At 60.3% G+C, this 20,449-nt stretch carries 13 protein-coding genes; 6 read left to right on the top strand and 7 right to left on the bottom strand.

Features of this window, described 5'->3' with window-relative positions:
• The first annotated feature begins 40 nt into the window (after nt 1-40).
• From L1C91_RS08575 to L1C91_RS08565, 3 genes are all read left to right on the top strand, one after another.
• Nucleotides 41-1,882 (top strand): FadD32-like long-chain-fatty-acid--AMP ligase, encoded by a 1,842-nt coding sequence (locus tag L1C91_RS08575; RefSeq protein WP_234858901.1) that lies wholly within the window; start codon nt 41-43, stop codon nt 1,880-1,882.
• Between the two features lie 121 nt (nt 1,883-2,003).
• Complete coding sequence (gene pks13, locus L1C91_RS08570; protein ID WP_234858900.1) at nt 2,004-6,902, top strand: polyketide synthase Pks13; 4,899 nt, start codon at nt 2,004-2,006, stop codon at nt 6,900-6,902.
• A 76-nt stretch (nt 6,903-6,978) separates the two neighbouring features.
• Nucleotides 6,979-8,526, top strand: coding sequence for an acyl-CoA carboxylase subunit beta (locus L1C91_RS08565; protein WP_234858899.1), 1,548 nt, complete (start codon nt 6,979-6,981; stop codon nt 8,524-8,526).
• Nucleotides 8,527-9,089: 563 nt separating this feature from the next.
• Here L1C91_RS08565 and L1C91_RS08560 read toward each other — a convergent pair.
• The 5 genes from L1C91_RS08560 to trmB are packed head-to-tail and all read right to left on the bottom strand — an operon-like array spanning nt 9,090 to nt 14,279.
• On the bottom strand, nt 9,090-9,473 hold the full coding sequence (locus tag L1C91_RS08560) for a DUF3054 domain-containing protein (protein ID WP_234858898.1): 384 nt from the start codon (nt 9,471-9,473) through the stop codon (nt 9,090-9,092).
• A 17-nt stretch (nt 9,474-9,490) separates the two neighbouring features.
• A complete protein-coding gene (locus L1C91_RS08555) occupies nt 9,491-10,510 on the bottom strand; it encodes a lysylphosphatidylglycerol synthase transmembrane domain-containing protein (protein ID WP_234858897.1) in 1,020 nt (339 codons plus the stop codon).
• A 13-nt stretch (nt 10,511-10,523) separates the two neighbouring features.
• On the bottom strand, nt 10,524-12,824 hold the full coding sequence (locus L1C91_RS08550) for an MMPL family transporter (RefSeq protein ID WP_234858896.1): 2,301 nt from the start codon (nt 12,822-12,824) through the stop codon (nt 10,524-10,526).
• Nucleotides 12,825-12,859: 35 nt separating this feature from the next.
• Nucleotides 12,860-13,498: an NYN domain-containing protein gene (locus L1C91_RS08545; protein ID WP_234858895.1), complete on the bottom strand. Its 639-nt coding sequence runs from the start codon at nt 13,496-13,498 to the stop codon at nt 12,860-12,862.
• A gap of 10 nt (nt 13,499-13,508) precedes the next feature.
• Nucleotides 13,509-14,279, bottom strand: a complete 771-nt coding sequence (gene trmB, locus L1C91_RS08540) for a tRNA (guanosine(46)-N7)-methyltransferase TrmB (protein WP_234858894.1) — start codon at nt 14,277-14,279, stop codon at nt 13,509-13,511.
• 291 nt (nt 14,280-14,570) lie between these two features.
• On the opposite strand from trmB, the gene L1C91_RS08535 reads away from it, so the two are divergent.
• Complete coding sequence (locus L1C91_RS08535) at nt 14,571-16,400, top strand: phosphoenolpyruvate carboxykinase (GTP) (RefSeq protein ID WP_234858893.1); 1,830 nt, start codon at nt 14,571-14,573, stop codon at nt 16,398-16,400.
• Nucleotides 16,401-16,449: 49 nt separating this feature from the next.
• Here L1C91_RS08535 and L1C91_RS08530 read toward each other — a convergent pair whose 3' ends face one another.
• Complete coding sequence (locus L1C91_RS08530; RefSeq protein WP_419178734.1) at nt 16,450-17,208, bottom strand: class I SAM-dependent methyltransferase; 759 nt, start codon at nt 17,206-17,208, stop codon at nt 16,450-16,452.
• Between the two features lie 46 nt (nt 17,209-17,254).
• Here L1C91_RS08530 and L1C91_RS08525 point away from each other — a divergent pair, with 46 nt between their 5' ends.
• A complete protein-coding gene (locus L1C91_RS08525; RefSeq protein ID WP_234858891.1) occupies nt 17,255-18,349 on the top strand; it encodes a glycosyltransferase family 4 protein in 1,095 nt (364 codons plus the stop codon).
• Here the strand turns inward: L1C91_RS08525 and L1C91_RS08520 are convergent.
• A complete protein-coding gene (locus L1C91_RS08520; protein WP_234858890.1) occupies nt 18,276-19,259 on the bottom strand; it encodes an acyltransferase family protein in 984 nt (327 codons plus the stop codon). The two genes, L1C91_RS08525 and L1C91_RS08520, sit on opposite strands and share 74 nt — an antisense overlap.
• A gap of 30 nt (nt 19,260-19,289) precedes the next feature.
• Here L1C91_RS08520 and L1C91_RS08515 point away from each other — a divergent pair, with 30 nt between their 5' ends.
• Nucleotides 19,290-20,447: a DUF3068 domain-containing protein gene (locus L1C91_RS08515; RefSeq protein WP_234858889.1), complete on the top strand. Its 1,158-nt coding sequence runs from the start codon at nt 19,290-19,292 to the stop codon at nt 20,445-20,447.
• Nucleotides 20,448-20,449: the final 2 nt, after the last annotated feature.

The raw sequence follows: 20,449 nt of genomic DNA, 5'->3' as shown, positions 1-20,449 counted from the left end.
AGCGAGTGAAACAAAACACCAGCTTGAAAGGCTAAACACTATGGACTTGCATGCAGCAATCGGACAGTTCTTCGATGACAAGGGCAACATCGCCCTCCCACCGCAGATCACCCTCGCTGGCTTGGCTGAAATGATGTACCAGGCCGATGCTGCACAGGGTGGGGCTGGCCGCCACTGCATGCGTTTCTGGGATTACTCAGAATCCCGTGAAGGCGTTGCCCACGACTTCACTCGTGCAGAGATCAACACCCGCATCAAGGCTGTTGCGGCGCGCCTTCAGCAGGTTGGTTCCATCGGTGACCGCGTGGCGATCCTGGCGGGCAACAGCCCGGAGTACATCTTCGGCTTCATCGGCTCCCTGTACGCCGGCATGGTTCCGGTGCCGTTGTATGACCCGAACGAGCCCGGCCACGCTGATCACTTGGCGGCGGTGTTGGGGGATGCGCAGCCGAAGTTTGTGCTGACCAATAAGCGTTCCGCGCCGAATGTGCGCCGCATGTTCTCTGACCGCCCTGCGGCAGAGCGCCCCCGCATCTTGGGCGTTGACTCATTGCCGGATTCCTTGGCGGAGAGCTTTGAAAACCCCCTCACGCGCCCCGAGGCTGCGGCCCTGGTTGCGGCAACCGGCGCGCCCATCGATCTCCCGGCGTTCCTGCAGTACACCTCCGGCAGCACCCGCACTCCGGCCGGTGTGGTGTTGACCAACCGTTCCATCTTGACCAACGTGCTGCAGATTTTCACTGCAGCGGGCTTGAAGACTCCTCTGCGTATGGTCAGCTGGTTGCCGTTGCACCACGACATGGGCATTATTTTGGCGGCGTTTGTCACCATTTTGGGTCTCGAGATGGAAATGATGACGCCGCGGGACTTCATCCAGCAGCCAAAGCGCTGGATCCAGCAGATTAACCGCCGCGAGAGCGATAACGCGCTGTACACGGTGGTTCCTAACTTCGCTCTGGAGTTGGCGGTGGCCTATGGCCAGCCGGAGGAGGGCGAGCAGATTGATCTCAGCCACATTGATGGTTTGATCATTGGTTCGGAGCCGGTCACCCCGAAGGCTGTGAACGCTTTCCGCGAGGTGTTTGGCCCTTATGGGTTGCCGGAGTCGGCGATGCGCCCGTCCTATGGTCTGGCAGAGGCGTCGTTGTTGGTCACCACCCCGCAGTCTCCGGTGCGTCCGCGTGTGACGTGGGTGGATCGTGACAAGCTCAACCAGGGCACTGTCGTTGTGGTGGAGGAGGGCCCGGGGGCTGTGCCATTGATGTCTAATGGTGAGGTCGTCCGCCCGCAGCAGCTGGTCATCGTCGATCCCGAGACCCGCAGTGAGGTCCCGGATGGCACCGTGGGCGAGCTGTGGGCGCATGGCGACAACATGGCGTTCGGCTACCTTGATCGCCCGGAGGAAACCCTCGCGACGTTCCGCAATACGTTGGCACAGCGTTTGCCGGAGAACTCCCGTGCCGCAGGCGCACCGGAGGATGATCGTTGGATGGCGACGGGCGACCTGGGCGTGTTCATCGATGGGGAAATCCACATCACTGGCCGCCTGAAGGACCTGATTGTTATCGCTGGTCGTAACCACTATCCGCAGGATATTGAGTACACCGTCGACCACGCGAGCGAGCACATCCGCCCGGCAGCTATCGCGGCGTTCGCTATCGAGGGCGACGAGACCGAGCAGCTCGTTATCATCGCCGAGCGTGATCTCGACAAGACCCCTGAGGGTGATGACGCCGCGAAGCAGGCGATCCGCGCGGCCGTAACGGAAGCGCACGGGGTTCAGCCCCACGACGTCATCATTGTTGCGCCGGATGAAATCAAGCGTTCTTCTTCGGGCAAGATTGCGCGCCGGGTGGCTAAGAAGCACTACTTGGGGCAGTAATTTTCCCAGTGGCGGGGTGTTTGTCCGAATGCCTGCAAGGCGTAACGGATTGAGCTGATTCCTATATATAGTAGAGAAGAATTTTTTTCGAGCTTGATGAGGTAAAGGCGGCCCTAGGTAGATGACTACCCCGAACACTGCGGAGTCCACCGGTGCAATGACAGTTGCCCAGTTGCGTCAATGGTTGCGTGACTGGGTGTGCACCACGACTGGGCTGGATGCCTCCGAGATCAGTGATGATAAGCCGATGCAGTCGTTTGGCTTGTCGTCGCGGGATGCGGTGGTGTTGTCTGGTGAGCTTGAGAATCTGCTGGATGTTCAGTTGGATGCGACCATCGCCTATGAGTATCCGACGATTGCTGCTTTAGCTCAGCGTTTGGTTGATGGGCCTGCCCAGGGTGGGGCGGGTTCGTCGGCTGCTGCGGATAGTATCCGTGCGTACGCCAGTGGTTCTGCAGATGCCAGTGATCATGACGTCGCGATTGTTGGCTTGTCGGCGCGTTTCCCAGGGGCGGCAGATGCTGAGGCAATGTGGAAGCTGCTGGTAGAGGGCCGGTCCGCTACCGGTGAGCTGCCGCTTGGCCGTTGGTCGGAGTACGCCAGTGACGAGGTCATGGCTGCGAAGATGCAGCAGGTCAACACCACTGGCGGATATTTGGAGGACATTGCCAGCTTCGATGCGGAGTTTTTCGGTTTGTCGCCGCTGGAGGCGGCCAATACGGATCCGCAGCAGCGCATCATGATGGAGCTCGCGTGGGAGGCGTTGGAGGACGCACACATTCCTGCGAATGAGCTGCGGGGCGGCAATGTTGGCGTGGTTATCGGTTCCACCAACAATGACTATGGGGTGATGATCGCTTCGGATCCTGCGGAGGCGCATCCTTATGCGCTGACGGGTAATTCCAGTGCGGTGATCCCCAACCGTATTTCTTATGCTTTTGATTTCCGCGGCCCGTCGATCAGCGTTGACACTGCGTGTTCTTCGTCGTTGGTGGCGGTGCACCAGGCGGTTCGTGCGTTGCGTGCGGGCGAAGCGGACGTCATGCTTGCCGGCGGCGTCAATATTATGGCTTCGCCGTTTGTTTCCACTGCTTTCGGTGAGCTCGGCGTGATTAGTCCGAGTGGTGCGATCAAAGCGTTTTCCGAGGATGCGGATGGTTTTGTCCGTTCCGATGGCGCCGGTTTGGTGGTGCTCAAGCGCGTGAAGGACGCCGTTGCGGATGGCGACACGATTTATGCCGTTATCAAGGGTACGGCTGTGAATTCCGATGGCCGATCCAATGGTTTGACCGCGCCGAATCCGGATGCGCAGGTGGCTGTGTTGCAGCGCGCTTACGCGGACGCTGGCATTGAGCCGAGCCAGGTTGATTATGTGGAGGCCCACGGCACCGGCACTATTTTGGGTGATCCGATTGAGGCTACTGCGCTGGGTGCGGTGTTGGGTCGCGGGCGCGACGCGGATAAGCCGCTGTTGCTGGGCAGCGCCAAGACGAACTTTGGGCACTCCGAGTCCGCTGCGGGTGCTGCTGGTTTGATCAAGGTTGTGCAGGGTATGCGCAATGGGACGATCGCCCCGTCGCTGCACTTCGCGGGGCCGAACCCGTACATTGATTTCGATGCTGAGCATCTGGAGGTTGTTGAGGATCCTCGTGAGTGGCCGAGCTATTCGGGCCGCGCGGTTGCGGGCGTGAGTGGTTTCGGTTTCGGCGGAACCAACGCGCATGCCGTGGTCAGTGAGTTTGTGGCTACGGATTATCCCGAGTTGGCGGACCCCGATGAGGCTCCCGCTTTGCTGTTGGACGCTGATGATCCTACCCCGTTGGTTGTGTCGGGTTTGTTGCCTTCGCGTCGCCGTACTGCTGCAGCTGATCTTGCGCAGTTTATTGATGACGCCGCGATTGATGACGTCGCGGGTTTGCGCGCGGTTGCCCGTTCGACTGCTCGGCGTAACCATGGCCGTTCCCGTGCGGCCGTGTTGGCTGCGAATGCAGAGGACGCCATCAAGCGTTTGAGCATTGTGGCTGAGGGCAAGAAATCCCCAGGTATCGAGGTTGCGGATTCTCCCGACCAGGCTGGTCCAGTGTTTGTGTACTCGGGGTTCGGTTCTCAGCATCGCAAGATGGCGAAGGACTTGATGGCAAGCTCCCCTGTGTTTGCCGAGCGCATGCGCCAGCTTGATGAGATTGTGGATTTCGAATCCGGTTGGTCGGTGTGCGAGATCATCGCCGATGACGAGCAGACTTACAACACGGAGACTGCGCAGGTTGCGATCACTGCCATTCAGATTGCTCTGACGGATCTGCTGGCGCAGCTGGGTGCCCGCCCGGCTGCTGTGATGGGCATGTCCATGGGTGAGATTGCTGCCGCTTACGCGGCCGGTGGTTTGAGCGCTGAGGACGCGATGCGTGTGGCTTGCCACCGCAGCCGCCTGATGGGGGAGGGCGAGCAGTCCCTTCCCGAGGATCAGCTGGGTGCCATGGCAGTGGTGGAGTTCAGCGTCGACGACCTCGATGCCTTCATCGCCGACAACCAGGAGTTCGAAGGTATCGAACCAGCTGTCTATGCAGGCCCCGGCATGACGACCGTTGGCGGCCCGCGCGAGAAGGTTATTGCGCTGGTTGAACACCTGGAAGCTCAGGAAAAGTTCGCCCGCCTGCTCAACGTCAAGGGCGCCGGCCACACCAGTGCCGTCGAACCCCTGTTGGGCGAACTGGCAGCAGAAACAGCGGACATCACCCCGATGCCGCTGCACACACCACTGTTCAGCTCAGTCGACCGCGGTGTCACCTATCAGCCCGGCCAGGTTATTCACGACTCCGAATACTGGACGCGCTGCACCCGCGGCCGCGTCTGGTTCCTGGATGCCACCCAGGAGGCCTTCGCAGCTGGCCACATGATGCTTGTTGAAATCAGCCCCAACCCGGTGGCATTGATGGGCATGATGAACACCGCTTTTGCCTCCGGCAAGCCCGACGCGCAGCTGACGTTCGCGCTGAAACGCAAGGTGCCCGCGACGTCATCACTGTTGGAGCTCCTGGCCAAACTGTACGCTGTCGGCCAACCCATCCGCTTCGATCGGGTGCTAGGTGACGGCAAGCGCGTCAGCGCGCCGGGCATGCGGTGGAAGCATCAGCGCTATTGGACGGCGGCCCGCCCGACCTCCACCCAGCGCACCGACCTTCCGGGTAGCCGCGTGAACTTGCCTGATGGTGCGGTGGCGTACTCCATCGTCGCTGACATGGTGCCCAGCGCTTTGGCGTTGATCGAGACTGCAGCGGAGGACGCGCTGCCGGGGTCGTCTGTCTTGGCGTCCGAGGAGCACGCGAGCCTGCCGGCGTCTGGTGACATTACGACCGTGGTCAATCGTCATATTGGTGGCGCGGTGATCAAGGTTTACCGCGTGATGGACGACAAGACCGTCCTGCTGGCCGAGGGTTTTGCTGCAGCCGGGCTACCTGGTTTTGGTGAGGCGGCGGGCGTGGTCGCTGGGGCTGCCACAGACGGTGGCGCTGCTGCGGCGTTTGCACCCACCGGTGGCATGCCGCTCGCCGCAGAGGTCGCGGAAGAGGCCGACGATTCCATGCGTTGGGACCCGGCCTCTGGCGAATCGGTGGAGGATCGCATGCGTGCGATCGTCTCCGAATCCATGGGTTACGACGTCGACGATCTACCCGGTGAGCTCCCGCTGATCGACCTAGGCCTCGACTCGCTGATGGGCATGCGCATTAAAAACCGCATCGAGCATGACTTCGCAATTCCGCCGCTGCAAGTGCAGGCGCTGCGTGATGCCTCTGTCGCAGACGTCGTGAAATTGGTGGAGGACCTCGTCGCCGGCCGCACATCTAGTGATGACGTCGCGACGGTTACTGCCCCAGAACCCTCCGCTGCGGACGGTGGCGACAGCTCCGAGGAGCCGCCGGTGGCTGCAACCCAGGCAACTGGCGTGGGTGTTGCACCCCGTGATGCATCCGAACGCCTCGTGTTTGCGACCTGGGCGACCATGACGGGCAAGGCGGCAGCCGGCGTCACCAGTGAATTGCCTGAGGTAGACGACGCCACCGCAACTAAGATCGCCGAGCGTCTCACCGAACGCGGCGGGGTAGAGATCACCGCGCAGCAGGTGCGTGAAGCTGGGGCGTTGGAGGACCTCGCCAACATCGTGCGTGAAGGCCTCGAAACCGAGGTAGAGGGCAACATCCGCGTGCTGCGGGCTAGGCCAGAAGGCTCCACCAAGCCGGCTGTGTTCATGTTCCACCCCGCAGGTGGCTCCTCTGTGGTCTACCAGCCGCTGATGCGTCGCCTACCCGAAGACATCCCCGTCTATGGTGTTGAGCGCCTGGAAGGGCCGCTGCCCGAGCGTGCCGCCGCATACCTGGATGAAATCAAGCAGTACTCGGACGGATTGCCTGTCGTGCTGGGTGGTTGGTCATTTGGTGGCGCCATCGCCTACGAGGTAGCCCACCAACTGGCACAACCCGGGGCGCCGGAGGTCGAGGTGGCGCACATCGTGCTGCTCGATACCGTCCAGCCTTCCGAGCAGGTCCCCGACACTGTGGAAGAAACCAAGGCCCGGTGGGAGCGCTACTCGGCCTTCGCGAAGAAGACCTACGGCCTGGACTTCCCCGTGCCCTACGAACTGTTAGAGACCGCCGGTGAGGACGCCATGCTGCAAATGATGGCGGACTTCCTCGCAACCACCGACGCCTCCGAACACGGGCTTAGCGCCGGCGTACTCGAACACCAACGCGCATCCTTCGTCGACAACCGCATCCTCGACAAAGTCGATCTTGCGCAATGGGCCGACGTGAAGGTGCCCGTGTTGCTGTTCCGCGCGGAACGTATGCACGATGGCGCCATCGAACTGGAACCCAGGTATGCCAAGATTGACCTAGACGGTGGATGGTCGGCTATCGTTGACGAGTTAGACATCATCCAGCTCCGCGGCGACCACCTGGCAGTTGTCGACGAGCCAGAGATCGCCAAGGTTGCGGCTCGCCTGGCGCAAGCAATCGGCGAATAAGCCCCCACCGGGTGTAAAACCTAAAACATGTGGATGACACATGACCACGATTTGTTAAGAGAGGCAGTAAGGCACAGTGAGTAGCACTACGGCAGAAAAGCTTGCTGACCTGCGCGCACGTCTAGAGCAAGCGCAGGACCCCGGCAGCGAGCGAGCACGCGAAAAGCGTGACGCCGCGGGACTAACCTCGCCACGCCAACGCATCAACCGCCTGCTCGACAAAGGCTCCTTCGTCGAAGTCGGAGCCCTCGGCCGCACCCCCGACGAACCCGACGCCCCCTACGGTGACGGCGTCGTCACCGGCTACGGTCGCATCGGTGGACGCCCCGTCGCCGTGTACGCCCACGACAAAACTGTCTACGGTGGTTCCGTCGGCGTCACCTTCGGCCGCAAAGTCTGCGAAATCATGGACATGGCCATCAAAATCGGCTGCCCCGTCATCGGCATCCAAGACTCCGGCGGCGCCCGCATCCAAGACGCCGTCACCTCCCTGGCAATGTACTCCGAGATCGCCCGCCGCCAACTACCCCTGTCCGGCCGCAGCCCCCAAATCTCCATCATGCTGGGCAAATGTGCCGGCGGCGCCGTCTACGCGCCCGTCACCACAGACTTCGTCATCGCCGTCGAAGGCCGCGCCGAAATGTACGTCACCGGCCCCGACGTCATCAAAGAAGTCACCGGAGAAGTTATCACCTCCGCAGAACTCGGCGGTGCCCTCCAACAAGCCCACAACGGCAACGTCTCCTACGTCGCCACCGACGAAGAAGACGCCTTCAACTACGTCCACGACCTACTCGACCACCTACCACTCACCTGCCACGAACCCGGCCCCCAATTCTGGGCCCCCAGCGATGACGCCGTGTCAGCCGACGAAGCACTCGACAGCTTCATGCCCGACGACACCAACGCCGGCTACGACATGCACGACCTCCTCGGCAAACTCTTCGATGACGACAACTTCCTCGAAATCCAAGGCGAATACGCCCAAAACATGATCACCGGATTCGCCCGCATCGACGGCAAATCCGTCGGCGTCATCGCCAACCAACCCCTCGTCTACGCAGGCTGCATCGACGCCGACGCCGCAGACAAAGCCTCCCGCTTCATCCGCATCTGCGACGCCTACAACATCCCCCTCCTCTTCGTCGTCGACACCCCCGGCTACCTCCCCGGCGTCGACCAAGAAAAACAAGGCCTCATCCACCGCGGCGCCAAACTAGGCTTCGCCGTCGTCGAAGCCACCGTCCCCAAAGTCTCCCTCATCGTCCGCAAAGCCTACGGCGGAGCCTACGCAGTCATGGGATCCAAAAACCTCACCGGCGACATCAACCTCGCATGGCCCACCGCACAAGTCGCCGTCATGGGAGCCGCAGCAGCAGTCGTCATGATCCAAGGACGCCAACTCGCAGCCGCACCACCCGAGCAACGCGACTACCTTAAAAAAGTCTTCATGGACTTCTACGACGAAAACATGACGAGCCCCTACGTCGCAGCAGAACGCGGATACATCGATGCAATGATCGCACCCAGCGAAACCCGCACCGCCCTCCGCCAAGCCTTCCGCCAACTCGAAACCAAACAAGAAAAAACCCTCGCCAAAAAGCACACCATCATGCCCATGTAGGGGGATGGTGGGGGAGCTGATGTAGTCGCTGTTCACTTGGCTTCGACGGCGCCACCGCTGTGCTCACGCCCCTAGTGCCAATCATGACAGTGAAATTAGCCTCCGCGGAGGTGGCTGCCTAAAACTGCGCCTTAGTGCCGAGCCTGCCTGCCTGCCTGCTGCGTCGGCGATGCGGCCGTGCGCTAGTGGAGGCCAAAAAGATGAAATAGTTCACAATATTATGGATTCTATGGTATGGGGCATTATTGTTCGCTAGGCTGCTTTTCAAGCAAAACTAATTAGCTGTCTTGAAGGTTCCACTGCTCGTCCCACCATGGGTTTGGAATCCCAACGGTTTGAGCATCATAGGGTTATTGCCCCAGGGCGGGCGACGCAGAGTTATGCGGATACACCACTCAAAAGGACTTGACCGATGCTGATGCTACGGGCGCTTATATCGTTGAATCCTTACGTGTCATCGACAGGCATACTGGAGAGGAAGTCGACCGGGTGAGGTTACCTAAGCCAGACTCTGAAAAGCACTTTCGGCAGTATACTTCTATGGCGTTCGCGCCTGAAGGGTTCTAGTCTCTGCTGTTCAGGGTGAGCAGCAGCCGCCAGCCGAAGAGCAGCAGCGCACTCATCACGGTAGCCACGATGATGAAGCTCCAATGCGGAACCCGGCCGTTATACAACGTCCATTCGACGAGTCCCACCACCACGGTGAGCGCCCACACCCACACACCTTGAGTGAAAAGAGGCAACCGTCCACGGCTGCGCTGCAGCCCGTGGACCACCAGCCATCCCAACAACACGCCGGTACCAAACTGAGCGACCGTGTGCAGCCACTCTTCGAAAGACAGGCTATGGTGCGCCATGTGGGCCAACAGAGAAAAAGCACCGATTGCCATCAGGTCGGCAAGGAGTCCCGGTAAGCCGTCGGTGCCCTGGCGTTCAGAAAGTTTCATAACGCCCAAGATAACAGCTATTCCTCGGCTAGCTGTTCCCGCACCGAATCCGCTAACTTATCCTTCGTCGCCGCATACACAATCCACCCAATGCCGGTCACCATGAAAAACGTAATCAGGCGATAAATCAACACCGTGCCCAACGCATCCACACCCGTCATCCCCACAGCCACCAGTGTGCCCGTCATCGCCGTCTCCACCGGCCCCAAACCCCCCGGTGTCGCTTGCACCGACCCCGCAATCTTCGCCGTCACGAAAGCCAAAATCACCCCAGTGACAGCAGGCCCCGTCGTCGGCCCCTCAACCGCATGCACCACCGCATGCCCCGTCACCGCCCACATGCACGCCCACAGCGCCACAATGTCGAAAACCCAATTGCCCAGGGACAACGCCGACACCCACACGAAACGCGGGGCAGTCAGCTTCACCGACTTCAAGCGATCCAATTGCAGCTCGGCCAGCTCCGCCCAGGCGGGTTTGCCGACGATAGCGCACACCCAACGCGCAGCGGGAAGCAGCACATCCGGGTGCTGAATCAACCAAAACACACTGCCCGCCGCCAACAGCGGCACAATTATTGACGCCGGGGGGATTGACGCCCCAAGAAACAATACGCCGATCACGCCGAGGGTGAGCAGCCACATCGTGGACATCAACCCAGACAGGACGATCTGCCAGGAGCACACCAGGTTGGTCGCCCCCCAGGACTTCATGGTGCGGAAAGAATACAGAGCGGCAAAGGCCTGCCCCGCAGGCAGCGTTGACGACCAAGAGTTGGCAATAAAAGTCAACCGCAGTGTCGAACCATGCCCGGTATGTGTGCCCCCGGCGGTCAGCAAACTACGAAGAACCTCCGCCATACACACCATCGCCAGCAGCGCCGCAGCCACCGCCACCAACAGAGGCCCAACCTCGGCGCTGAGCGCTCGCGCAAAGGACTGCTTCAGCGCATCCCAGTGCCGGTAACCACCCCAGACGAGCAACAGCAGCAGCACGGCGCTGAAGATCTTCTGGCGAGTACCGAACGTGGGCTTCATGGAACTACTCCCTTTAGGACTCTTCCTGCAGGCGCTTAACCAGCTGATCAAACGGGATCAGGTCCGGGTCATCAGTCGTAGTTCTACCACTACGCACCGGCCGAGTATCGACCTGCACATCATCCACAGTCGGCTCCGTGGCGACCTGAAGCGACGCGGCGTCAACGCTAGAACCATGCCCGAAACCACCGATGGCAGTCAGCCACCTGGGCCCCCACCAGTTATCCTCGCGCAGCAAATGCATCACCGCAGGCACGAGCAACATGCGGATCACCGTCGCATCCAACAACAGCGCAGCGATCATGCCGAAGGCGATGTACTTCATCATCACGATCTCAGAGAAACCGAACGCGCCACACACCACGATCATGATCACAGCCGCCGCCGTAATGATCGACCCAGTGTGGGCGGTACCGTACACAATCGCATCATCCGTGGACTTACCCTTGCCACGCGCCTCCACCATGCGGGAGACCAAAAAGACCTCATAGTCGGTGGATAAGCCGTAAACGATGGCCATGATCAGTACCAACACGGGGCTCATCAGCGGGCCCGGCGTGAAACCAAACAGCGAAGCCCCAACACCATCAACGAACATCAACGTCAACACGCCCAGCGTGGCGCCCATACCCAGGATCGTCATGATCACAGCCTTCGCAGGCAGAATCACCGAACTGAACACCAGCGACATCAAAATGAACGTCGCAGCGACAATGTAGAGCGCCATCCACGGAAGCTTCTTAAACAGGGCCTCAATGGATTCCACCTCCAAAGCGGGGCTGCCGCCGATGAACACCTCCGCGCCCTCCGGCACCTCAATGGCACGCAGCTGATCAACCACCGCGGCGTTATCACCCCGGTCGGTGATGCCCGCCGACAGCACTGTGGTGCCATCCTTCGTCGGCTGGCTAGGGGAGAAACGCCCGGTCAGACCCTCCACCTGGTTAGCCTGCTTAATGATGCTGCTCAAACCACGATTATCCGCGCCGGTCACCACCAATTTGATCGGCTCGGTGCGGTACTCCGGGAAATTCTCATCGAAGGTCTGCTGCGCGACACGCACCTTCTGCTGCGGCGGCAGATAGGTTTCGTTAATACCGCCGAATTTCACCCCAGCAAGCGGCAGCGTCAACGTCAACAGCACACCCACCAAAGCAACCGTCACCCACACCGAATGCTTAATCGCCCAGGCAGGAATCGCCGCCCACAGGCGGCTCGTGCCCGGCTGCACCAGATCAGCAGCGTCCGTGGTGTTTATGGTGCGTGCTTTACGGCGCCACGGCATCGACCACATGTCCACCCGGCGGCCCAACAAGCCAAAAATCGACGGCAGCACAGCGATCGACAACGCCGCCGCCAACCCCACCGCACTAATCGCGCCATAAGCCACCGACTTCAAAAACGCCTGCGGGAAAATCAACAACCCCGACAGAGCAACCGCCACCATCGCAGCGGAGAACACCACCGTCTTACCGGCAGTCGCCGTCGCATTGACCACGGCGTCCTCCACCGAGGAGCCAGCGTCCAACTCTTCGCGGAAACGACTGACCATAAACAGGCCGTAGTCGATCGCCAAACCCAGGCCCAACAGCGTCACCACGGACTGCGCGAACACATTCACCTGGGTAAAACCTGCCAAAATCGCCAGCACACCCAAGGAACCAAGAATGGACAGCACACCCACGATCAATGGCATCGCCGCAGCAACAACCGACGCGAACACAAGCAACAACAGCACAGCAACAGCGGGCAGCGCATAGACCTCCGCGCGGGAAATATCGCCGGCCATCCCATCATCCAACGCGTCAGCAATCGCCGTCTGGCCCGCAACTGAGACCTCCAGCCCATCAACCTCGGCAGGGATATCGCCCTCGATCGCCCGGAAATTCTTCAACACATCTTCGCCGTCACCCGCCAAACCGACAGCCGCGAACGCCAAAGTTTTATCCGCATTGAGCAAATTCGGATTGCGCTTTTCAAAGTACGAATTGATGTGTGAAATCTCGGACGGGTGGGCATCCTTAAACGCCGTCAGTTGCTTGTTGACGTCGCGCGCCACGGCGTCATCAGTCAAAGCATCGGGAGATCCCTTAAACATGAGGATGACATCGCCGTTGTTATCGCGGCCAAACACCTCTTGCTCGATTGCCGCCGCACGGGTCGACGAGGAGTTGGGATCATCCCACCCCTCCTGGCTCATACGAGCGCCCAGTTGAGTGCCCCAGACCAGGTAAATCCCCGCGATCAGCGCGACAATAGCCAAGGGCAGCACCCGGCGATACTTAAAGGCAAAGTGGCCCCAACGAACAAACACGGCTTAATCGAACTCCTTAAAAGTGGCGGCGACAACTACAACAAAGAACTCAACGGACGGAACGGTTGCAACCAGGCGCCACCATCCGGCAAGGTATCCAAGCTTACGCGGGGAAGAGGCTCGCGGAAGACACCCGGGATGTCCTCCAGATCGCAAAACTCATAGCGATCGTCTGTGACCGCCCACGAGGCGTGCTCCTGGAAACCCACCACGCACACGTGAACGCCATCGTCTACCAGGCGGTCCAGGGTGGGTTTGAAATTTTGCCCGTCGGCACTTGCAACAAACACCGAACGCAAAACACCCTGGTTATGGCGCGCATCGATGTGGGTCAGCATGTCGGGGTCGACGTCGGAAGTTTCCGTCAACTTCGGCTTAGCAAACACCGCAAAACCAACATTGCGCAGCGCCTCAACCCACGAGCGAATCCCGTCCGCAGCACCCGGAGTGACATTGGTAAACACCGTCGCCTCGGGGGAGACCGGCGTGTCTAGATCCTCAGAGAGCTCCTCGCTGCGTTCCAACAACCAGCGGCCCACCGCATCGAAACGCGGACGGTAGTTTGCCGACGGTCTACCCCCAAGGATCGAACCCAAGCCCATGTCGATATTCGGGGCGTCCCAAATCAGCAGGGCAATATCGTCCGCCGGCGCGGGGTAGGTATCAAAACTCATCGACAGCTCCTTAACGCTTGCGCCACAAGTACTCGCGGATCGTGTGCTCCTTGTCGAGGCCCTTTCCCTCGAACTTGGTGATCACCTGGCGATCCGTCAACTGGGGGCACTCCGGCCACGGCCAGCCCATGAACTCCAACTGGGGTTCGACGTCGACGAGCTCGTCAATCCACTCGGCATAGCCTGCGTGGTCGGTGGCCACGTGCAGCACCCCGCCCTTCTTCAATCGCGAAGCAATGAGGTTCAGCGGGCCGGACTGGATGATCCGGCGTTTATGGTGGCGGGCCTTAGGCCACGGGTCGGGGAAGAAAATACGCACCCCATCCAGGGATTCTGGGGCGAACATGCGCGCCAGTACCTCCACGCCATCGCCCTTAACCATCCGGATATTCGAGATATCACCCCGGACCACCGCACCCAGCAGCTTCGCCAAACCCGGTTTGTAGAGTTCGACCGCAACCACATTCGTGTCCGCCTCTACCGGGGCCATCGCTGCGGTGGATGTGCCGGTGCCCGAGCCGATCTCCACGATCAAAGGTGCCTGCCGGCCGAACCACTCCGCGGCGTCAATAATCGAAGAATCCTCCGACAGTTCCTTGCCGAAGATCGGCCAATTGTCCTCCCAGGTTTTCTCCTGGTTGTCGGTGAGGGTTCCGCGGCGAAAACTCACTGCGCCGAGGCGAGGGTAGTCCAGGTCGTTTCCGAAGTCTGTTTGGGGCGGGCGATTGCCCGACGGGCGCGGATCGACATGGGGGGCTGGTTTGTTAGCGTGTGTAGACATCCCCCTCATTCTGCCTGCGCTGCGGACTTATATCAATAGGGCGGCACAGAGGTCACTTGGAAAGTTCAACGCATTGAAAAACCGGGGGTGCGTTGTGGTTGTTCGGAGCGGCGCAGCACCCCCGTATCGGGGGTGATTAAACGAAAAACTAGGCCAAAAACATGTCGCACATAGTAGAAAGTGTACAGGTCATAGGACTGTGTGAACAGTGTCTCAAAAAAGGCCATGCGGGTGCCTCAGATAAGCGATTACCCTTTTAAACGTTGAGAACCAACTATGTCAGGAGAAGCGATGTCCGCTGTCACCATCCCCGGCCTCAAAGGCCAAGCCCCCACAAACAACGTCGAATTGCTCACCTGGATCGCCGAAGCAGTCGAACTGCTGCAGCCCGACGAAGTCGTATTCACTGACGGTTCCCAGGAAGAAGCCGACCGCCTCGCAGAAGAGCTCATCGAGGCCGGCACCCTCATCCGACTGAACCCAGAAAAGCGACCCAACAGCTTCCTCGCGCGCTCCAACCCCGACGACGTTGCCCGAGTCGAATCCCGCACCTTCATCTGCTCCGAGACCGAAGAAGGCGCCGGCCCCACCAACAACTGGGTCGACCCGGTCAAGATGAAGGCCGAGATGACCGAGCACTACCGCGGCGCAATGAAGGGCCGCACCATGTACGTCGTCCCCTTCTGCATGGGCCCCATCGACGCCGAAAGCCCCAAGCTCGGCGTACAGCTCACAGACTCCGCCTACGTCGTGCTGTCCATGCGCATCATGACCCGCATGGGCAAGGCCGCACTGGACAAGATCGGTGACCACGGCGACTTCGTCCGCGCACTCCACTCCGTCGGCGCACCCCTGGCCGAAGGCGAAAAGGACGTCGCGTGGCCCTGCAACGAAACCAAGTACATCACCCAGTTCCCCGAAACCCGCGAGATCTGGTCCTACGGTTCTGGCTACGGCGGAAACGCCATCCTCGCTAAGAAGTGCTACGCGCTGCGTATCGCCTCCGTCATGGCACGCGACGAAGGCTGGATGGCAGAGCACATGCTCATCCTCAAGCTCACCAGCCCCGAAGGCAAGGCCTACAACATCGCCGCAGCCTTCCCCTCCGCTTGCGGCAAGACCAACCTGGCCATGATCGAGCCCACCATCGACGGCTGGAAGGCAGAGGTCGTCGGCGACGACATCGCCTGGATGCACTTCGGTGAAGACGGCCGCCTCTGGGCCATCAACCCCGAAAACGGTTTCTTCGGTGTTGCCCCCGGCACCAACTACGCCTCCAACCCCAACGCCATGAAGACCATGGAACCGGGCAACACCATCTTCACCAACGTCGCACTGACCGACGACGGCGATGTTTGGTGGGAAGGCCTCGAAGGCAAGCCGGAGCACCTCATCGACTGGCTCGGCCGCGACTGGACCTCGGATTCCGAATCTCTGTCCAGCCACCCGAACTCCCGCTACTGCGTGCCGCTCGAGCAGTGCCCCGTCGCAACCCCGGACTTCAACGACCCCAAGGGTGTGCCGATCGACGCCATCCTCTTCGGTGGACGCCGCCCCGACACCATCCCGCTGGTCACCCAGGCATACGACTGGAACCACGCCACCATGATCGGTGCCCTCCTGGCATCCGGCCAGACCGCCGCAGCAGAAGGCCCCGTCGGCTCCCTACGCCACGACCCCATGGCTATGCTGCCCTTCATCGGCTACAACGCCGGTGACTACCTGCAGCACTGGATCAACATGGGCAAGAAGGGCGGCGACAAGATGCCCGCCGTCTTCCTCGTCAACTGGTTCCGCCGCGGCGACGACGGACGCTTCCTGTGGCCCGGCTTCGGTGAGAACAGCCGCGTCCTCAAGTGGATCGTCGACCGCATCGAAGGCAGGGTCGACGCCCGCGAAACCGTCGCAGGTCACACCGCCAACGTCGAGGACCTCGACCTTGATGGTCTCGACATCAACGTCGATGATGTTCGCGAAGCACTGCGTGCACACCCCTCCGAGTGGGCTGGCGACATCGACGACAACGAGGCATGGCTCAAGAAGCTCGGTCCTAAGGTTCCGAGCGAAGTGTGGGACCAGTTCGAAGCACTCAAACAGCGCATTCGTAACGCGACCATGTAAGATTAATAGCGTCAAGTCAAGATAGGCGGGTGACGGTTCATTTGAGCCGTTACCCGTCTTTCTTTTCCACCACAATTACCAGGTTGCTTGTCAAAAACTCCCGCAGGATCGGCACGCGGACAATCCACCACGCCCACCACGGGTGATACCGCGGAAAAAACAACGCCCCGTGCCGCCGCCCCCATCGCATCCCTTGCACACAGGACACCGCGAACAAGGATTCACCAAACACATTCTTCGGGCGCCGGCCATGCACACGCTCATAATGACGCCGCGCAAAATCACCGCCCACATAATGCGGCCACAGGCCTGTCTCGTGGCCACCGAAAGGACCCAGCCACACCGTATAACTCAACACCATCACCCCGCCGGGCTTCGTTACCCGCAGCATTTCTTCAGCCATCTGCCACGGCTTGGCCACATGCTCCGCCACATTCGACGAGTACACAATGTCGAAGCATTCGTCCCGGAATGGCAAGTCCATGCCGGAGCCACGCACGCTCGCCGGCACAGAGATCCCCGCCGCGGCCATCTCCCCAACATCCGGCTCTACTGTCACGTAATCCATGCCGCGCGAAGCAAAAGCCTGGTGGAAATACCCCGGCCCACCCCCAACATCAAGCACCGCAACAGGTTCCCCCGATACCCCCGTGTCGGCGGCGATCGCTTCAATGAGCTCTGCGGTATCTTCCGCAAGGGGCCCATAAAAACGCCCAGGGTCTGACTGCTCGAAAGAAAAAGACCGCAACAGCCGCCACGAGCGCCCCAGCGTAGCCAGCGCAGCCACCCTGCCTAGCGGCGCGCACAACCGATCGGATACGAAAGCACAAAGCACACCAGGTAGCCTAACGCTTATGAAGGTGCTCATGTTGTGCTGGCGGGACAGCACCCACCCCCAAGGCGGCGGTAGTGAACGCTACCTCGAACGCGTCGCCGAATATCTCGCCGCACGGGGGCACCAGGTTATCTACCGCAGTGCTAAGCACTCAGGCGCGCCACGAAAACAGCAACACAATGCGGTCACTTACATCCGTGCAGGCGGCAAGTTTGGCGTCTATCTGCGCGCACAGTTAGCGATTGCGCTGCGGCGTTACCGCGACGTCGACGTCATTATTGATACACAAAATGGCGTGCCCTTTTTCGCCCGACTGTTCACAACAAAGCCGGTCATCCTACTCACTCACCATTGCCACCGTGAACAATGGCCAGTCGCGGGCCCCGTACTGTCGCGTATCGGCTGGTGGTTGGAATCTGTACTGTCGCCGCGGGTGCATCGATCCACAACGACGGTTACTGTTTCGCAGCCCAGTGCGGATGAGCTTGTACAGCTGGGCGTCGGCGACATTAGGATCATCCGCAACGGCATCGATCCTGTCCCGGCCGCGCCGCAGAGCGTAGAAAAAGGCTATCCCCACCGGCTTGTGACTTTGTGCAGGCTGGTTCCGCACAAAAATATTGAACACGCACTCGATGTGCTCACCGCGATCGACAATACGCACTTGGATATCATTGGTAGCGGCTGGTGGGAGGACGAGCTCAAGGCCTACGCAACCGAACTGGGTGTTGCCGATCGCGTGACGTTCCACGGTCACGTCAGCGAAACCCGCAAGCATCAACTTCTCGCTGGTGCGGATATTCACTTGCTTCCTAGCCGCAAAGAGGGCTGGGGGTTGGCGGTCATTGAGGCGGCGCAGCATGGTGTGCCGACGGTCGGTTATCACAGTTCGCGTGGGCTTCAGGATTCCATCATCGACGGCACCACCGGCTTGCTGGTCGACAACAAGGCCCAGTTGATCACCAGTACCCGTTGTCTTCTTGATGACGCCGCGTTGCGTCACCGTCTCGGGGATGCTGCCCGCATCCGCGCGACTACGTTCAGTTGGGAAAAAACCGGGGAACAGTGGGAAAAGCTCCTCGAGAAAACGGTTGCTCCACCAACCGGTAGCTAATATCGCTGACCCACAAGGACAACACGATGGTCGCAAGCGTCACCACGAAGAAGTGGTCGGTGAACGGCGCTATGCCCAACACCGGGAAGACCAACGCCAGCACCGGTAGGTGCCAGAGAAACAGCGAGTAGCTGCGCAGCCCCACCCAACGCATGGGTCTCGAGGCCAGAAGCCCCCCTGGTGCGAGCGCAAACGGTGCGACTATGCACCAACCAAACACGGTGCCCAACACGATCCGCGCAACGAACTGAGTATGCGAGGGGTGCACCAAACCGTGCGGACCCACGATTGTGGCGGTAACCAATGCGGCCACAGCTAGCCCCAACAACGGCCACCGCCTGCGTGCTACAGCCACCAACCACCGTGGGGGAGAAGCCTCAAGGCGAGCCAGAATAATCCCAGCCACAAACCACGACGTAAACGCCGGGGGCATGATCTGCGGATTAGGCCCAAAAGGAACCCAATCCCAGCCCAAGCTCACACACGCCAGCGCAATCAATAGCCACGAAGGGACTCGGGAGGTAAAAGGCAACACCACGTACCACGCCACTTCCACGCACAGCGACCACAGGTGAGTAATGCCCGGCGCCAAGCCCACATAAATCTGCGTCAACGTCAGCGTCGACACGACCACCGACCACGGTTGGGGATAGATCGCGAAAGCAACCAAGACGCACAATAGGTAAGCAGGCATGATGCGGCGCACGCGTTTAATCGCATATTCCCCATACGGGCCGAAGCCGCCGCGCGAAAGCACAAACGCACTCAGTACAAAAAACACCGCTACGAACAAATCAAAACGCTCCAGCAGACGATGCCCCGTCTGAAAAGACGTATGTGTCAACAACACACCCAAGCTCGCCACGGCGCGCAGCCCATCAAGGCTGGGGTTGTAAGGTGGTTTGTACACTGTATAAAAACTAGTCGAAAGGTGGACCGCATGGCGGCAACGGCGCCACAGCGCATCCTCGTGGGACTCGGGACCTTCCTCTTCGTCCTATCCATCCTCATCCCCACAGTCCTTGTCCCCCGCCTGCGCGTCATCCCCCTTGACGCCGGCGGCCGCACCGTCACCGAAGAAACCACAGCAACCCTCTTCGACGCCCGCGCCTTCGCCACCAACACCGCCATCGACCAGCACAAAAACGACCCCGACTGCACAGTAGAAGGCGACCTGCCCACCAAATGCTTCATCGGCAACACCCCCGTACAAGGTGTCCGTAACATCTCCACCGTCGAACCCTCCGGCAAAAAACTCGTCACCCTCCGCGCAGGCAACGTCCTCATGCGCCTGGACAAAAACGAAGCCGAAGCCCTCATCTCCGCCACCGTCGACACCGTCACCCTCGACCGCGGAAGCGCCTACCCCAAAGACGACTCCACCTTCTACGCAGTCGCCCCCGACCTAGGCCTCGACGACTCCATCGGCGCCTTCCCTCGCGAAGGCCTCCAATACCAATTCCCCTTCTACTCCGAGCGCAAGTCCTACCCCTACTTCGACACCACAGCACAAACCGCCCACCTCATCGATTACCTCGACGATGAAACCCGACACGACGTCAACACCTACACCTACACACAAAAACTCGACGCCGTAAACATGTTTGACGCCATACAAGGCGTCTTCACCCGCGACGGAAACGTCACAGACAAAGAAAAAGCAGCCCTCGCAGGACTACGCATGCGCAGCACCGCAGGCCGCTGGTACAGCCCCGCAGAACTGGAAGAACGCGGACTCAAACCAGACGACAACATCGTCATGACCCGCTACTACACCGTCGAACGCACCCTCAACGTCGAACCCACCACCGGCGTCATCATCATGGGGCAAGAAAAACTCCACTACTTCTTCGCCTCCACCCCAGAAGAAGCCGATACCGTCGTACGCACCGGCGAAGTCAGCCCCTACCGCACCGCACTACGCGTCGACGCCCAATGGAACAGCGACACCCAAGAAGCACAAACGAGCAAAGCCACCGAAGGCCGCACCAAACTTAAAGCGCTAGCCACCGCCCGATACATCAGCCTGCTGCTAGGCGTAGCGATGCTCCTCTGGGCGGCCTACAGCATCTACCGCAGCCGACGAACCACCAGCTAAAC

It is taken from the genome of Corynebacterium argentoratense (assembly GCF_021491455.1).
GTDB classification, from domain to species: domain Bacteria; phylum Actinomycetota; class Actinomycetes; order Mycobacteriales; family Mycobacteriaceae; genus Corynebacterium; species Corynebacterium argentoratense_A.
The sequence above is the reverse complement of the archived record's forward strand: the minus strand, read 5'-3'. Positions and strand labels throughout refer to the sequence as shown.

Bases quoted from the DNA above. Each gene is read 5' to 3' on its own strand.
- L1C91_RS08535 (WP_234858893.1), top strand. From the start codon at position 14,571: ATGTCCGCTGTCACCATCCCCGGCCTCAAAGGCCAAGCCCCCACAAAC.
- trmB (WP_234858894.1), bottom strand. From the start codon at position 14,279: ATGTCTACACACGCTAACAAACCAGCCCCCCATGTCGATCCGCGCCCG.
- L1C91_RS08575 (WP_234858901.1), top strand. From the start codon at position 41: ATGGACTTGCATGCAGCAATCGGACAGTTCTTCGATGACAAGGGCAAC.
- L1C91_RS08545 (WP_234858895.1), bottom strand. From the start codon at position 13,498: ATGAGTTTTGATACCTACCCCGCGCCGGCGGACGATATTGCCCTGCTG.
- L1C91_RS08525 (WP_234858891.1), top strand. From the start codon at position 17,255: ATGAAGGTGCTCATGTTGTGCTGGCGGGACAGCACCCACCCCCAAGGC.
- L1C91_RS08560 (WP_234858898.1), bottom strand. From the start codon at position 9,473: ATGAAACTTTCTGAACGCCAGGGCACCGACGGCTTACCGGGACTCCTT.
- L1C91_RS08555 (WP_234858897.1), bottom strand. From the start codon at position 10,510: ATGAAGCCCACGTTCGGTACTCGCCAGAAGATCTTCAGCGCCGTGCTG.
- pks13 (WP_234858900.1), top strand. From the start codon at position 2,004: ATGACTACCCCGAACACTGCGGAGTCCACCGGTGCAATGACAGTTGCC.
- L1C91_RS08515 (WP_234858889.1), top strand. From the start codon at position 19,290: ATGGCGGCAACGGCGCCACAGCGCATCCTCGTGGGACTCGGGACCTTC.